This window comes from Pseudomonas sp. NFIX28 (assembly GCF_900107395.1).
GTDB lineage: Bacteria > Pseudomonadota > Gammaproteobacteria > Pseudomonadales > Pseudomonadaceae > Aquipseudomonas.
Map to the genome: position 1 here is coordinate 84,766 of NZ_FNPW01000016.1, position 15,573 is coordinate 100,338.

Consider the following 15,573-nt stretch of genomic DNA (forward strand, 5'->3'; position numbering starts at 1 on the left):
GGATAGCCCGGGTTATAGGTGGGCCCGTTGAAACCTGCCAGGCGCCAAGGCCGCCTCGTCCGGCGCGGCCCTATCGGCCAGGGGTCGAGAACTATAGTATTGCGCCCCCTTTTCTTCATCGCAGGACGCACAGATGAACTACACCCAGGCCCAATTGAAATACCGGCTGGCCATCGCCGCAGGCGCATTGCTGTTTACCGGCGCCTTGATCTCCACCGTGTTTTCCACCCTGAAAATGCTCCACTGGCGCCTGGACAGCTACACCACCGCCGCGGCGACCATCAACCGCCCGATCAAGAACTTCATGTTCACCGTCTACGAAAACACCCGCCCCCTGGACTGGTTCTGGGACAACAGCCCAACCCCCGACTTCATCCGCCTGAGCAACCCGCCCCACTGGAAATTCCTGGTGATCTACCTGCTGATCTTCATCGGCGCAGCCCTGTTCACCTGGGGCCGCACCCTGATGCGCAAAGTCGAAGCAGTCGAACCCCTGATCCAGGCCCGGCTCAACGCGCCAGCGGAGGAAGGTGTCGCGGTCATGACGTTGCAGCAACTGGAAGACTCGACTCCGGTGGAGGCCGTGCCTTCGTTCTTTTCGCAGGTTCGGCTGCTTTGTGTGCTGCCGGTGGGGATTGGGGTGGTTTATTTGGGGGTGTTGTGGGTGTTGCGGATTTTGTAATGTCCGGTGGTGGATTGAGCTGTCTGTGCTCGGTGATAGATGTTCATGGGTTGCGCCAAATCACGGAGGCCTTTTCAGAGAGTTTCTAATGCATGAAGTCGCCATGGGAGCCAAAACACAAAATGGTCCACATGCAGCAATGATCATATCGGCAGCAAACAGCAACCCAGTTCATATATATACGTACTGATAGAAGAGCCGTTCAAAGCCAAGCCTGGCTTACCCAAGTAATAGTGCCTCGTCTATTCAGCAGAGAGCCAAAAATGTCACAGAATTCGCTCAGCAAAATTGAAAAAGTCCATCTTGGAACTCAGATCCTCGCCCAAGCCACGACAATAATCGCTGCGATCATCGTCGCGATGTGGGGTTATTACTCCAGCATGTATGTAAAAAAGGAAAAGGAAGTCACTGAATACACACTCAAGGACCTGAATCAGAAGACCACACAAAAACCACATATCCAGGCAAAGGTTGAATCAACGGTTCAGCCACTCATGGATGGTCAGCACTTGCTTCAGGTTAAGGTGATTCTGTCCAACCTCGGCAACAAGGAAAGCAAAGTTACTCTGGATGATGATGCCTTGACGCTTGTGCCCGTGACCTTCACTGAAGGGAAACCAATCTACCAGAAACCAATCAACCTCCTTTCGGGTCGATATTCGGGAACTCCCAACCGTACGCCACTAACGTTCGTGAATGTTGGAGCAGGTGAAAGCTACGAGCTCACGTTCGTACAGAACCTCGAAACTCCAGGTATTTACCTTATCCACTTTCTTGCCCTCAATGGTATAGATCCCACTGCGGAGGACTTTCTTATCACCGGTGGCGTGCCATACAAGTATTCCGTTGGCGCAGACCAATACGTGGTTGTGAGGTAGGTCACCTCACCCCTCAACGAGGGGGTGCGATTGGTCGTGATCCGTCTCTATGCGACAGGCAAGAACCGGTCAGAAGCAGCCACCCATGACTGGCTGTTTTCAGCCCTCTCAATTTGCCGTCGAAAGCCGGAATCAAGGCCGCTGAATTAATGGTCTTGATCGTCCGTTATGACATGTATTTAGCGACCATGACACCTTTTGAACTTTGCGCCACTGCCGCACGGACACGGATCGTTGCGTCCCGTTTTCTTGATCTTCAAAGGCTGAGAGACAATTTTGGGCCGATTAAGACTCAACGACCGCCCAGGTTGAGTCATTTGCGCAGCATCCTCGTAGATATTGGCATTTTCTTCTGTTTGCTCTAGCGGTATATGGGCCGTAAATGCTCTTGCCCTGTGGTAGATCCCGTCAGCTGTAGCCTCTACTACGACGCCGATGACGTTTGGAGCCTTAATGGCCAAGGCAGCTGCGCTGGCCTTGTCGTTTACCTTGGCCCAGTCAGTTTGTTGGTCGTATCGTTGAAGCCAAACGAAGAGCGGCTCCCCCTCTCCACCCAGAGTGAAGTAGCGAGCAGGATACCGGCTTAGAGTTGGGCTGAGGTCTGAGAGCAGCTTGGCCAGATTTTTCCGCCCTTCGTGTCCTAGATCTCGGATGTGGTTATCTGCGGAAAGCCATCCGCTTGCTCGGGTGGTATCAAGCACGTTAAGCAGTTTCAGCACTTCCTCCGGAAAGTCCTGCATCGGGATAGGTCTGCTTTCCCAGTCTTCACCCTCGAAACACCTGTCGACAATGTCGCTCATACCATCCCATATGAGCATGCTCCCCACATCGCCCTTCATCTGTTCGGCAATGGTTTGATCGAAACGGTTTTTCTTCAGGTACGCACCTAGGTGGTCGAACTCATCGAACAGATGAGCCTGACGCATGCCTGCCACGGCTTGCCGGACCTCCATGTAGTGGACGAACCCTCCGGTCGTAGGAAGAAAACGCCTGAGCACAAACAGGTCGTCAATGGATAACGAGACGAAAGCATGCTTCCCAAGTAACGGCTCAATCTGCGGCAATTCCTTGCAGTACGCCGAGAAGGGCGAGAAGGACTCAACCGTCAACCCCATCGGCACCATCACTCGATAGATGGATCGGCGAATGCGACCGCATTCCTCATACTTGCCGTCCACCAAGTGATAGAGCGGTACCTCATCAGCAGAATTTAGATAGTTGAAGAAACGCTCACATTGTTTGTACGCCTTGATTACCAGATCTTGCACTGACTGGGCGTGGCGGCCGAAATCGAGCGCTGGTGATGCGATGGTCGCTGCCGCACCAGCCTTGGCCTCAACCAGAAACAGTACGTCATCAAGAAGGACGAGCGTGTCGTTCTCGGACCACTGCCTTGTGACAGGGTCCTTGTAGTAGACCTCTTGGAAAACCATAGAACCAGAAAGCTGCACGGCCAGAATGTCGGCGAATGATGCTTCGCTCATCATCTTCTGCCGATATTCAAAGCTCTTCTTGTAGTCGGGCTTTCGCTGAAGAAGGTTGTAGAGAAGTGCACGATACCCCGAATCACGGGTGAAACATGGGTCGACGGCGTAGTAGTCCGATCCAAGCTGGATGAGTGGTTTCTTACGGGCAGGTAGTGTTCGGTAGGGTGTTCCCGCGAAATCACCCGCGGAGAAGAACTCGGTTTCTTCTCCGCGCTGGTATGCCAAATCCGCCAGTAGTGTCGACGGCAACTTTGTATGCCTACTCACGTTGGCAATACCCCCCCGAAACATGTCCTCCATTGCTTGCCTGGCAGCTTCCGTTTGTTCGGCATTGGCCTCAAGCCACGCCTCCATAACTTGTTCTAGGGGCTTTCCCTGTATCTTGGCGAAGGCCTGTGCCGCCTCGAGTTGGTTCATCATCACCAAGACAGCGTCGGCATGCCCAGAACGCGTGGCATTAGCCATGGCCTGAAAACCTTCAGCAATATCGGCAGCGCTGACGCCGTATACTTCCTTCAAAACGTCATCGTGAGGTGCAAGAACATAGCGATAGAACTCGCCTTCCAGGACTTGGTAGCGGTTCCCGCGTAACATGATCCAGGTGGATTTCGCGCGGAATTCAATGTCAGCCGTGTCTGGACCGAAGACGCCGTCTTTAGTACTGGCTGATGAGACCACGGCGAAAAGCATGGCCTGCTCTCGCAGTTTGCTGGAAAGCTCAAAAAGCTCCGCGCACTGGACTTCGTCAAATGTCACATTCGCAGAGGCCGCATCTGATGCTAGAACCGCGTGCACATACTCCAACAGAAACTGATTTTGGTTAATCAGATCAGACGGAGCATTTACTTCGTGCTGCCCCTCCCCCTCAGCAATGCTCTGGTCTGACATCGCTTTCATCATGTACTGGGCGTAAATGTATCCGAGCAGATCATGCGGCGGCATTGAAACAATCAGCTCGCGTAAGCGGGCCGCGGTGGCCTCCATGCTTCTCAACAGAGAAACAGCGACCTTTTCCTGCTCTTTTTCGTCCATAACTATTCAAGCCTGATTTGATGAATTCGGATTTGCCAAAGCGAGCCTCACTCGCTTGACATAGGTAGTCGCATCTGTACGTCTAGCGTTCATAGTTATGAATCGCTAGTGATTTCCTAGACGAATCCGACGGGATGCTTTGGGCTGTGGATTCAACCGGTCGGTACACTGCGCTTTGACTTTCGCGTGACGTCGACCGGTTAAAACTCTCTGGGTAGCCAGTGCCTTCGAGTTTATCTACAGGCGTCGACTTGATAATCCAAGTGACGTCGCTGATACACTACTTCGACAGCAGCCCTTCGGGCCGCACATTCGCTGGGTCGTGAGATGGATATCAAAGAGTTTTGCCTCGTTCATGAATTCGATATGAGCAAATGTGCAGTAGCGCCGGGTGGTGGCGGCTTCACAATGACGGAGCTGGAAACCTCACCTATCCAATTCTTGAGTTTAGCGGAAGACGATTTTGAACGAGGCGGTTTATCGGCACTTGTCAATGCAACGACTAATGTGAAGCGTGCGATAGTCTGTCAGCTTGATCAGTTGCTAATCTCTTTTGGCTACCCGTCATTAAGATGGAACGTGCCGAAAAAAATAGAGCGATTGAGAGCGCTAGGGTTATTGGCACCCAGTCTTTTGCGCAAAGTAGTTAACATGCGAAATATTCTTGAGCATGAATATAAAACACCTGAGCTTGAAATAGTTGAGGAGGCACTGGATATCGCGAGTCTGTTTGTGATGTCCGCCTCTGCGATGTTCATTCCATTTGATGACGTGCTGGAGTTTTCGTTGCCTGAAAATGCCGCTAGGGATAGTTCGGTATCACATATTACAGCCGGGTTAAACCGAGAACCTTCTAGGGTTTTCTACACGCTCTATGCATATGAGTCCGGTGAATATGCCGGACGATGTGTAGGTCAGTGTGAGATTCAATCAGGACACGTGCTTTTCGAGGCAATGGTCAAGCTTTCCGCATCGCTGATGCTTCGATATAAGGTCAAAGAAGCTTTGAGCAATTTCGACACCGCCTACTCTCAACTCTGAGCGTTCGTTAAAACTTAAAACAGGTGCCGGAAATTGAACACTGCGAGGAACAGCTATCGACCCAAGGATGCCTGTGAGTACTGCCAGAAGCGGATCAGAAGCACCAATTCACCTATGGTTGTTTTTGACTCCTTCTTGCCACTTAAGAAGACCGCTCACGAGCGGACTACCCACGTAAACGGTTGGTGAAGTCAGTGCATTACGCACCACTGCCATCGCTACTAACGCTCCGACACAACCACTCAAACATTCCCCACCAATACGCGGTTGCGCCGCTCAAGCGCGGCCCCTATAGTTCGCGCTCGCGGCAAAATCCGCGAACGACCTTGGCCGGTCGAGCATAGGAACGCATCAGCGTCCATACACCATCGCAGGCGCTTTTTTTGTGCCTGCGGTTTTGTGTCATGGCGGCTGTGCGTGGGACACCTTCGGGTGTGCCGGTGTCCTATGCCCGGTCGGCCAACCCGCGTACAGCCGCCACCCTAATTCGCTTGGCCGCGAAAGGTGGTTGCTCTATTCATAGGAGCTGCACCGATGATTGACCATCAAACTTCCCGCTTCACCCCCGTCGACACCCACGACGCCGATGCTCCCGTTTTCTACCTCGATAGCAGTGCGCCCTTGAGCGATCTGGCGGCTTGTGCAGCCCATCGTTTCACCGTGGTGCGCGACCTGATGGACAGCCTGTCCACGCTTAACCTGAAAGATATTTCCGACTGCGATCTGACGCGGGTGACGCGTGGGGTGCATTTGCTGACCCGGGAAGGCTGTGCGGTGTTGGAGGTGATTCAGTGGCGTACGGCGCAGGAGCCCTGAGCGCTATTGAGCTGTGGCGAGGAAACTGGGTCGGGGCACGCAGCGGCCCCGACATTTGAGTCTCTGATCAAACCTGAAATGCTGTTTGTAGCCGCTGCCGAAGAATGCGGCTTGCGATTGGGTTGGGCGGCATTCCGACGAAGCGCACGCCAAACCTGGCCATGCGGTGTAACAGGTAAAGCCGGGAGGCAGGACTTGCGTCTGCTGCGCAGCCGATCGCAGCCTCATTCTTCGGCAGCGGCTACAGGGCGTCGATTCCATAGCGATGTGCCCTCTGAACCCGATACATAACTCCAGACACACAATTCAACCTGCGTTATTATGCGCCTGGAGTTATAAAGCACCTCTCACCCCAATAAGGAGATGGAGGTGCAAAGCAGACAGCTGATCAAGGAGCTTGAAGCCGCAGGCTGGGTGCTGGAGCGCGTCACCGGCAGCCATCATCTGTTCAAGCATCCCTACCGGCCCGAGACCGTTCCGGTGCCGCACCCGAAGAAGGATCTGCCACGGGGGACGGTCAGGGCCATCAAGAAACTGGCCGGGCTGATATAGCCCCTTCGGCCTTCGCACCTTATGAGGAGATCCCCGTGCAATATCCCATCTGCATCGAGTGGGGCGACGAGCACACGGCTACCGGCATCCAGATTCCCGACATTCCTGGCGCGGTAACCGCCGGCGACACCTTCGAGGCCGCGTATAGCGCCGCCATCGAGATCGCCCACGTCATGCTCGAAGAACTGGCCCGTGAGGGACAAGCCATTCCCCTACCCTCGCCCACCGGCACACACCGCGCCAACCCCGACTTCGAAGGGATGGGCTGGGGCATGCTGGATATCGATATCACGCCTTACCTGGGCAAAACCGAGAAGGTCAATGTGACCCTACCGGGTTACGTGATTCAACGCATCGACCGCTTTGTGCGCGAGCACAACATCAAGAGCCGGTCGTCTTTCCTGGCGGATGCGGCGATGGAAAAGCTGGGGCGTTAAAAACCGAAAAGCGCCCTACACAACTCCACCAAGGCCGGCCGACAGGCCGCCGTCTTGCTTTTGCTTTTGATCTGAAAGCCCCGTTAACCACGATGGCCGAACGCAGGCATTGAGCCGTGGGTAACCCGGCAGGGATGCCGGGTTAGCCGCCCCAGGCCATGGATGGCCTGTGGCGGCGGCCCACGGATCAATGCCTTCGTTCGGGTATGCCGAGCCTAGGCGAGGGACCGAGTGGTGGGGCAAAGCGTTTTTGCTTACTTTTTTGGCGTTTGAAAAAAGTGAGTCGCCGTAAGGGCGAAACCGTAAGTAGCCGTAACCGCAAGAATGGATATGTACACCGTCCAAGAAATGCAGCGCCAGAACGGCCGCCATCGCGAGCAATCGAGCGTCGACCGGCTGCTCCTACAGAAAAGCCCACAACATCACCGCCAGCCGCCGTGACCGCAGGAATGGATATGTACACCGTCCAAAAAATGCAGCGCCAGAACGGCCGCCATCGCGAGCAATCGAGCGTCGACCGGCTGCTCCTACAGAAGCCCGCGCAGCAACGGATATGTACCCAAGAAGATCAAGCCCCTACTGCACCGGCAAAAAATTCATCAGCAACAAGCTCTGCGCATAGTTCAACCCAATCCGCCGGTAGCGCTCGTCAAGCATCTGAGTCAGCAGGTCGAGGCGCGCCACAATCTTGCCGAACTCCACAGCAAAACTCAGATTGCTGCCCTCCTCGGAAATCTCATTGGAAAACAACAACAGCTCGCCATTAGCCCCCTGCCGCTGGCTGAGCATCCAGGTAGCCTTTTCAATATTGCGCGCCGCGTTACTGACAAACTGCGGATCGATAGTGTCGGTCATGAAAAACTCAGTGCGCCCGCCATGGGCGGTCACCAGCATGCTGCCGATGGCGTAGATGAAGGCGCCAACCCGGTCGCCACGGAATTCCGGGCTCAGCGCGTAGCTCAACGCCGCCAGGTCGCGGCGATCGCCCAGGGCCGGCAAGGACTTCTGCTGCTCGATGGCCCGGCGGATTTCCCGCTGGGCGCTGGTGGCGTCGGTGTAGCCCCACTCGCGCCACTGGTTGGGGTTGCGCAGGTACAGCTTGTTCATCAACAGGTAAAGGCTTTGCAGGTTGTCGCGCATGCTCAGGGTGGCCATGCGGTCGACGCTGGTCTGGAAGAACTCCTGGGGCTTGCCATTGCTGAACTGCTGGACCATGTCGCGCCCCTGCTGCTGGCTGCAACCCGTGGCGCAGAGCACCAGGGTAGCGGCCAGCCACAGCGGCCAGCGCCGCAGACGCAGGCCAAACAAACGCGGGAAATAACGAGAAAGCGGATAAACCATCGGCACCGTTCTGGACTCTGGCCGCGCGGAGGGTCGGCGCGGCCTGGCCCTGAATAGAACCGCAAAAACGCAAAAAGTGCGGTGGCCGGGCCAACCGTGCGTCGCAGGCCAACCCCGCCGCAGCCATGGCTGGCAGCGTGCAGGCTCGCAAAAAAACACCATCAAGGTAGCGACGCCGCCCCGCCCATGGCGGTTTGCCGCTACGGCTTCGGCGACGGGTGCAAAACCGCCGGCGGCCTTGCATACTGCGCGCCCCCGAACACCACCCAAGGAAGAAACGTGTTGGCGCCCGCCCCCTCTTTGTCAAACCTGCTTATCCGTCGCCTGTTCACCCTGTGCTCATGGATCAACGCGCTGCTGAGCGCAATCGCCGTGGCCGCCCCGCTGGCGGTGATGGTGTTCGCCGACCTGCAACTGATTGTCCCGCGGGACGTCAGCGGCACGCTGTTTGGCGGGGCCATGGGTTTCCAGCTGTACCTCGGCGTGTGGCTTGCCTGCCTCCTCGGCCTGACCCTGGCCCTGCTCACGCGCATGCCCGGCGCGCGCCTGGCCTGGATCGTTGCCGGGCTGGTACCGCTGTTGCTGGGTGCCTGGTGGCGGGTCAACTACCCGGACGACGCCGACGGCAACCTGATCTTCAGCCCGCAGTCCTGGGAGCTGGACTACGCGATGGCGATCGGCTGCGGCTTTGTCGCCAGCGGCTGGTACTGGTACCGCCACGGCCGCCTCAAACCCCGGCCCGCCGCCACCAGCGTGGATGTGCTGTTTCTCCGAACCCTGGGTGCACTGATCCTGGCCGGCGTATTCATCCTCCCGACACTGAATTTCATCAAGCCGCCCCTGCCTACCTGCGCATTCAACAAGGCCGGGCAGCAGCTGAGCGTGTGCCTGGGCGACGACCCGAGCGAACGGGTGATTGTCGACTGATAAGTGACAGGGCATCGCCAGGCGGGGAACCTGTTTACCCAGGAAGGTTGTGCAGTGTTGGAAGTGATTCAATGGTGGGTAGCGTAAAACGAAAAACCGCTATCAAAACTTACTCAATCTGTATCCGCCGCTGTAGGGAGCAACGACCTTTCTCCGCATCGCTTTAGGCTATTGTCTTTTCGCAATGTAAAACACATCGATAGTGGTCTGTCCCCTCATAACTTCCAAGTCGAATAGCACACAAGCTAAAACCTGCTAGTTTTCTACCTACCCAGGCGCGCATAGTGGTCAAACCATGGCATTGGGACAGACACTCTAGCAGACAGGCTCGACTGACATGGACCTTCAAAAAATAAAAGAAAACATCTGTAAAACCGGCTTCAAACTTGAACATGAGATTGCAAGTATATTACGCACTGAAGGCTGGATACTTATTACCAACAGATATTACCTCGACGATCATGAAGAATCAGTACGAGAAATTGACATCCTCGCTTACAAATGTAGAAAAGTATCAGGCATACCCGTCTATACAGCAATCATTATAAGCTGCAAAAAAAGCGAATCTAATTACTGGGCACTTTTATCTCGCGACATAGAAATAAACGACCCAAATACAAACTGGCAACCTTTTAAGGGGTATAGTAGCGACAACGCAACATCTTATTATCTAGTGCAACCTGACTGGGAAGAAAACTATCATAATAGAATGATTAAAATGTGCCCTGGAATTTTCAGCCCTCCAGAAGTAGACATATTTGCTTTTCAAGAAATCAATAAAGAAAAATCAACCTGTCAAAATGACAAAAACATATTCAACTCAGTAACCTCTTTAATGAAGGCTCAAGCATATGAACTGAACATCTTGAACACAAGCAATAAAAACAGAAAAAAACCAGTCGTCTACCAATTCAACCTAATATCAGTTATTGACAGCGAGCTAATCAGATTAAAGTTCAACAACGATGAAATACTTGCATCCCCAATAGAATCTGAAGACTACCTATCAAAGTACATACTGAACAAAAAAGAAAGCACCTCCAGAATAAAATTTATCACTGCAAAGAACTTCAAAGAAAAAATAAAAGAATACTCCACACTCCACATAGAAAATGCACAACTAATAGAAGACCTCAACAAGGAGTTCTTCAAGGATATAATCCAGTCACATGAAAAAACCAGGGTATTACTTCAGGACTTCCGAGAAGCAATAGACAAGCACCTATGGTCCCCTTATTACTCCACAACAAAAAAGGCATTAAACCTCGAAAACATTGACATAACCTGGAATCAAAAAACCAATGAAGCCGCTATAGAGTTAGATGAACCAAGAGAAATAGTTTCAGCCCTTAATGATGATGACACCTGTATCAGAGCAGCAAAAAAAGCTCTTCTAGAAGTCTACAAATATACTGGCGATGTATGCTTTGAAGAGGCATTAATTTTTTGAAAATAGGACATTGAAAACCTGAGCTTTTCCACTCATAAAAAACCGAATAGCAGTTTCCTTCAATGCAGTCCTCAACTAGGAATACTGGAATCGACATGGGGCCAGAGCCGCCAGCAAATTGCATTGCCCATCCCACCGTCGCAGGATGTCGCCTGACCCACAACCGCTAAAAGGGACTTGCTGATGACAATTCGTGCTGTGGTTTTCGATTTTGGTGGCGTGCTGTTCGACTGGAGCCCGCACCACCTGTACCGCCAACTGATCCCCGACGATGCCCGCCGCCAATGGTTCCTCGACACCATTTGCACCCAGGCCTGGAACACCCAGCAAGACGCCGGGCGGCCCCTGGCCGAAGCGACCCGCAGCCTGGTGGCCGAACACCCGGAGCATGCGCCGCTGATCGAAGCCTATTACGGGCGCTGGCCACAAATGCTCCGCGGCCAGCTGGACGACGGCGTGGCCTTGCTGGAGGAGCTGCACCAGGCGCAAATGCCGCTGTTCGGGCTGACCAACTGGTCCCAGGAGACCTTCCCCTACGCCTGGGACAACTATCCGTTCCTCCAGCGTTTTCGCGACATCGTGGTGTCCGGGCAGGAACGCCAGATCAAGCCTGACGCCGAGATCTACCACACCGCCCTGCAGCGCATTCGCGCGCACCTGCCGGGCGTGACGCCGCAGGAGTTGGCGTTCATCGACGACCACGCGCCGAATATCGTCGCCGCCAAGGCCCTGGGCTGGAATGCGATCGAGCACCGCTCGGCGGCTGAGACGCGGCGGCAGTTGCAGGCGTTGGGCGTAACGGCTTGAAATGATCCGCGAACGCCAACCCGTCAGCTTGCCGGCTGGTAGCGCGCGCGGTAGCGCCCGGGGCTTTCGCCGGTCCATTTCTTGAATGCGCGGTGGAAGGCGCTGGGTTCCTGGAAGCCGGTGCGCTCGGCGATCTCGCCGATGCTCACGCGGCTCTGGCGCAGCAGTTCGACGGCCATGGCGCGGCGCACTTCGTCCTTGATTTCCTGGTACGACACGCCCTCGCGCTCCAGGCGCCGGCGCAGGGTGCTGGGGCTGACCCGCACTTCGCCGGCGAAGGCTTCCAGCGTCGGCCACTGGCTGTAATGACTGCGGCGCAGGCGTTGGTAGACCTGGCTCGCCAGGCCGTGCTGGTTGCGAAAACGAATCACCAGCCACTGCGGCGCGCTGCGCAAGAACACCTTGAGCGAGGCCAGGTCCTGGACCACCGGCAAACGCAGGAAGCGGCTGGCGAATTCGATTTCGGTGCGCTCGGCGCCAAAGGTCAGGTTCGGCCCCCAGAGCAAGGCATCGTCGCTCAAAGACAGGCGCGGATAACGAAAGTCGGCGCGGTCGATGGGAATGCGCCGCCCGCCGAGCCAGCACAGCAGGCTGATCATCAGCACCAGGAACGTCTCTTCGCCAAAACGCCCGGTGGCGGCGTCGCGCGGCTGGCTGTCGAGACTCAGCACCGCGCGCTTGCCGCGCACGCTGAGGCTGCCGTGAAAGTCGCGCAGGAACAGGCTGAAGTTGGCCAGGCATTGGCGCAGGGCCTTTTCCAGGGTGGGCTCCTGGATCAGCCCCCGGCAGATCAGGGCAAACGCCCCCGGCGGCATGCCGTGGGAGTCGAGCTGGAAGAACTCGTCCTGCAGCTCGCGAATCTGGATCAGCCACAAGGCCGCGAATGCGCTGGCCGGCACCCGCGCCTCGGGTTGGCCGAGCAGGGCCGGATCGATGCCCGCCTCGGCCAGCACCGCCGCCAGGCGCTCGGGCCGCTCGCGCAAGGCGTGGACCATCACCTGCACGAAGTAGACCGCGACCGAATCCTTTTCCCGCATGGAATGACTGCTCTCTGTGGCTGTGGACATGGCAAAAAATGCCAGCGCGGCTGAGCGCTTTTGGCATAGGCCGGGGTTGGCGCGGGCACTAGACTCGCGCCTCGAAGGTTGCATTACAAGACGCTGTCAGGCGGCTTCGCGACACGCCCGGACGAAGGAAGAGAACCACGATGAATCTGCACAATATCGGTGTGATTGGCGCCGGCACCATGGGTAACGGCATCGCTCAAGTCTGTGCCCTGGCTGGGTTCGACGTGACCTTGCTGGACATCAGCGACAGCGCCCTGCAAAAGGCCATGGCCACGGTGAGCAAGAACCTCGACCGGCAGATCGCCAAGGACAGCCTGAGCGAGGCGCAGAAGCTCGCCGCCCTGGGGCGCATCCGCACCAGCACCGACTACGCCAGCCTCGCCGAGGCGCAACTGGTGATCGAGGCGGCCACGGAAAACCTCGACCTGAAACTACGGGTGCTGCAACAGATCGCCGCCCAGGTGTCGGTCGAATGCGTCATCGCTTCCAATACCTCGTCGCTGTCGATTACCCAGCTCGCCGCCAGTGTCGTCGCGCCCGAGCGGTTTATCGGCCTGCATTTCTTCAACCCGGTGCCGGTGATGGGCCTGATCGAAGTGATTCGCGGCCTGCAGACCAGCGACGCGACCCACGCCCTGGCCATTGACCTGGCCACGCGCCTGGGCAAGGTCGCGATCACCGCCGGCAACCGCCCGGGGTTTGTGGTCAACCGGATTCTGGTGCCGATGATCAACGAGGCGATCCTGGTATTGCAGGAAGGCCTGGCCAGCGCCGAGGACATCGACGCCGGCATGCGCCTGGGCTGCAACCAGCCGATCGGCCCGCTGGCCCTGGCCGACCTGATCGGCCTGGACACCCTGCTGGCGATCCTCCAGTCCTTCTACGACGGCTTCAACGACAGCAAATATCGGCCTGCGCCGCTGCTCAAGGAAATGGTCGCCGCCGGTTACCTGGGACGCAAAAGCGGGCGTGGCTTTTATGCCTATGGCTGAGCGTTGCTCGCGTTTTGCCGAAAGCCGCGACAAGGCCCTGGAGCTGTTCGCCAGCAAGGGCTTCGGCCAGGTCGGCATGCGCGAGCTGGCCAGTCACCTGGGGCTGGCCCCGGGCTCGCTGTATCACCACTACCCGAGCAAGCAGCACCTGCTGCTGGACCTGATCGAAGAGTTCTACGACGAACTGCTCGGCACCCTGGCACGCATCGAACGACGGCGCAAGGCGCCCGACGATCTGCTGCGCACGCTGATCCGCGCCCACCTGAAACTGCACCGGGAAATGCCGCGGCATTTCCGCCTGGTGGAGCGCGACAGCGGCTGCCTCAACCCCGACCAGCAGCAGCGCGTGCGCCAGTTGCGCGAGCATTACGAGCACCGCCTGCTGACGCTCCTCGGCCCGCTGCCCCGGCTCGGCGACGCGGCGCTACGGGCCACCGGTCACGCCGTGGCCAGCCTGCTCAACAGTGCCCCCGGCTGGCTGGACGAGCAGCCACTGACCGACCACGAACGCGAAACCCTGCTGGAGCAACTGCTCAGCGGCGCCCTGGAACGACTGCTGACCCCCTCCTCGCAAAGCGCCGTGGCCTGAACCGCGACCGGTCTTAAGTTCGTCGCGAGCCTGCGGCTCGATCGCAGCCTTCGGCAGCGGCTACAGGGGGGATGCCGGTGGCTAGGTACGAAAGGAAATCGTGGCCTTGTCGCGGCTATCGTGACCGCACCGCATTCCCACAGACGAACACCAACCTGTAGCCGCTGCCGCAGGCTGCGATAAGCCCCGCAGGGGCTTCAGCGGTCTTAAATTCGTGGCGAGCCTGCGGCTCGATCGCAGCCTTCGGCAGCGGCTACAGGGGGGATGCCTGTGGCTGGGTATGAAAGGAAATTGTGGCCTTGTTGCGGCTATCGTTGCCACACCGCATTCCCCACAGACAAACACCGACCTGTAGCCGCTGCCGCAGGCTGCGATAAGCCCCGCAGGGGCTTCAGCGGTCTTGTGTTCGTGGCGAGCCTGCGGCTCGATCGCAGCCTTCGGCAGCGGCTACAGGGGATGCCTGTGGCTGGGTATGAAAGGAAATTGTGGCCTTGTTGCGGCTATCGTTGCCGCACCGCATTCCCACAAACGAACACCGATCTGTAGCCGCTGCCGCAGGCTGCGATAAGCCCCGCAGGGGCTTCGGCGGTCTTAAGTTCGTCGCGAGCCTGCGGCTCGATCGCAGCCTTCGGCAGCGGCTACAGGGGGATGCCGATGGCTGGGTACGAAAGGAAATCGTGGCCTTGTCGCGGCTATCGTTGCCGCACCGCATTCCCATAGACGAACACCAACCTGTAGCCGCTGCCGCAGGCTGCGATAAGGCCCGCAGGGGCTTCAGCGATCTTGTGTTCGTGGCGAGCCTGCGGCTCGATCGCAGCCTGCGGCAGCGGCTACAGGGGATGCCGGTGGCTGGGTATGAAAGGAAATCGGCCTTGTCGCGGCTATCGTGACCGCACTGCATTCCCATAGACGAACACCGACCTGTAGCCGCTGCCGCAGGCTGCGATAAGGCCCGCAGGGGCTTCGGCGCCCTTAAGTTCGTCGCGAGCCTGCGGCTCGATCGCAGCCTTCGGCAGCGGCTACAGGGGTGAGGCGGTTGGGGGCGCCTGCTTGAATTCATTGCTTGTAAGCGGCGGGTCGCTGATTGCCAAACGCGCTATAGGGCCGCGCCAGTGGCTTGTTCCGCCTGGATATATTTTTTCCCGATAACGGCTATTCAAAGTTAGTTATTGGCCCCCGCCTTTGCCCCGTGCCCGGCCTGCTTAACTGCAAAAGCTGCCGGATAGCGCAGTCTCTACAACTCCCACGGAAGGCAACGCCATGAGTTCATCCTCGCTGCACCCCGTCACGCCTTATGGCGTGGCGATTCAAGAAGCAATCTCCCTCGGCAACCTGCCGCAAATGAAGACCCTGCTCAAACAACGCGATTCCTCGAAAAAAGAATCCAAGGAACTGAGCAGCGCTTACGAGCAGTTGGCACAGGAAGTCGCCCGTCTGGAACGGCGCTAAGCCGGTTTCCATTTTCCAATGCACTG

15 protein-coding genes are annotated in these 15,573 nt (G+C 57.0%); 12 read left to right on the plus strand and 3 right to left on the minus strand.

The window, feature by feature from the left end; all coding sequences use genetic code 11:
• The first annotated feature begins 133 nt into the window (after positions 1 to 133).
• The gene (locus BLV20_RS25545) at positions 134 to 682 is read left to right on the plus strand and encodes a YniB family protein (RefSeq protein WP_092305196.1); all 549 of its coding nucleotides are present in this window, start codon (positions 134 to 136) and stop codon (positions 680 to 682) included.
• Between the two features lie 263 nt (positions 683 to 945).
• Complete coding sequence (locus BLV20_RS25550) at positions 946 to 1,560, plus strand: hypothetical protein (protein WP_092305197.1); 615 nt, start codon at positions 946 to 948, stop codon at positions 1,558 to 1,560.
• 179 nt (positions 1,561 to 1,739) lie between these two features.
• Here BLV20_RS25550 and BLV20_RS31935 read toward each other — a convergent pair whose 3' ends face one another.
• The gene (locus BLV20_RS31935) at positions 1,740 to 4,079 is read right to left on the minus strand and encodes a YecA family protein (protein WP_092305198.1); all 2,340 of its coding nucleotides are present in this window, start codon (positions 4,077 to 4,079) and stop codon (positions 1,740 to 1,742) included.
• A 327-nt stretch (positions 4,080 to 4,406) separates the two neighbouring features.
• Between BLV20_RS31935 and BLV20_RS25560 the strand changes: the two genes are divergently transcribed.
• The 4 genes from BLV20_RS25560 to BLV20_RS25575 all read left to right on the plus strand — a co-directional run bounded on the left by BLV20_RS25560 (position 4,407) and on the right by BLV20_RS25575 (position 6,925).
• On the plus strand, positions 4,407 to 5,120 hold the full coding sequence (locus BLV20_RS25560) for a hypothetical protein (protein WP_092305199.1): 714 nt from the start codon (positions 4,407 to 4,409) through the stop codon (positions 5,118 to 5,120).
• A gap of 534 nt (positions 5,121 to 5,654) precedes the next feature.
• Positions 5,655 to 5,936, plus strand: a complete 282-nt coding sequence (locus BLV20_RS25565; protein WP_092305200.1) for a hypothetical protein — start codon at positions 5,655 to 5,657, stop codon at positions 5,934 to 5,936.
• A gap of 369 nt (positions 5,937 to 6,305) precedes the next feature.
• Positions 6,306 to 6,488 carry a type II toxin-antitoxin system HicA family toxin gene (locus tag BLV20_RS25570; protein WP_009043086.1) on the plus strand — a complete coding sequence of 61 codons (183 nt, stop codon included), beginning with the start codon at positions 6,306 to 6,308 and terminating at the stop codon, positions 6,486 to 6,488.
• A gap of 35 nt (positions 6,489 to 6,523) precedes the next feature.
• A complete protein-coding gene (locus tag BLV20_RS25575) occupies positions 6,524 to 6,925 on the plus strand; it encodes a type II toxin-antitoxin system HicB family antitoxin (RefSeq protein ID WP_007923747.1) in 402 nt (133 codons plus the stop codon).
• A 576-nt stretch (positions 6,926 to 7,501) separates the two neighbouring features.
• Here BLV20_RS25575 and BLV20_RS25580 read toward each other — a convergent pair.
• Positions 7,502 to 8,266 carry a hypothetical protein gene (locus tag BLV20_RS25580; protein WP_092305201.1) on the minus strand — a complete coding sequence of 255 codons (765 nt, stop codon included), beginning with the start codon at positions 8,264 to 8,266 and terminating at the stop codon, positions 7,502 to 7,504.
• A gap of 279 nt (positions 8,267 to 8,545) precedes the next feature.
• Between BLV20_RS25580 and BLV20_RS25585 the strand changes: the two genes are divergently transcribed.
• The 3 genes from BLV20_RS25585 (at position 8,546) to BLV20_RS25595 (ending at position 11,450) form a co-directional block, all read left to right on the plus strand.
• Positions 8,546 to 9,193, plus strand: coding sequence for a hypothetical protein (locus BLV20_RS25585; RefSeq protein WP_092305202.1), 648 nt, complete (start codon positions 8,546 to 8,548; stop codon positions 9,191 to 9,193).
• 337 nt (positions 9,194 to 9,530) lie between these two features.
• Positions 9,531 to 10,643 carry a hypothetical protein gene (locus tag BLV20_RS31160; RefSeq protein ID WP_139192744.1) on the plus strand — a complete coding sequence of 371 codons (1,113 nt, stop codon included), beginning with the start codon at positions 9,531 to 9,533 and terminating at the stop codon, positions 10,641 to 10,643.
• Between the two features lie 183 nt (positions 10,644 to 10,826).
• A complete protein-coding gene (locus BLV20_RS25595) occupies positions 10,827 to 11,450 on the plus strand; it encodes an HAD family hydrolase (RefSeq protein ID WP_092305261.1) in 624 nt (207 codons plus the stop codon).
• A gap of 23 nt (positions 11,451 to 11,473) precedes the next feature.
• Here BLV20_RS25595 and BLV20_RS25600 read toward each other — a convergent pair whose 3' ends face one another.
• The gene (locus BLV20_RS25600; RefSeq protein WP_092305204.1) at positions 11,474 to 12,487 is read right to left on the minus strand and encodes an AraC family transcriptional regulator; all 1,014 of its coding nucleotides are present in this window, start codon (positions 12,485 to 12,487) and stop codon (positions 11,474 to 11,476) included.
• A gap of 170 nt (positions 12,488 to 12,657) precedes the next feature.
• On the opposite strand from BLV20_RS25600, the gene BLV20_RS25605 reads away from it, so the two are divergent.
• From BLV20_RS25605 to BLV20_RS25620, 3 genes are all read left to right on the plus strand, one after another.
• Entirely contained in the window at positions 12,658 to 13,509 is an 852-nt protein-coding gene (locus tag BLV20_RS25605; protein ID WP_092305205.1) for a 3-hydroxybutyryl-CoA dehydrogenase, read from the plus strand.
• Complete coding sequence (locus tag BLV20_RS25610) at positions 13,502 to 14,098, plus strand: TetR/AcrR family transcriptional regulator (RefSeq protein WP_092305206.1); 597 nt, start codon at positions 13,502 to 13,504, stop codon at positions 14,096 to 14,098. Before BLV20_RS25605 ends, BLV20_RS25610 begins: the two co-directional genes overlap by 8 nt.
• 1,260 nt (positions 14,099 to 15,358) lie before the next feature.
• Complete coding sequence (locus BLV20_RS25620) at positions 15,359 to 15,547, plus strand: DUF1843 domain-containing protein (RefSeq protein ID WP_092305208.1); 189 nt, start codon at positions 15,359 to 15,361, stop codon at positions 15,545 to 15,547.
• Positions 15,548 to 15,573: the final 26 nt, after the last annotated feature.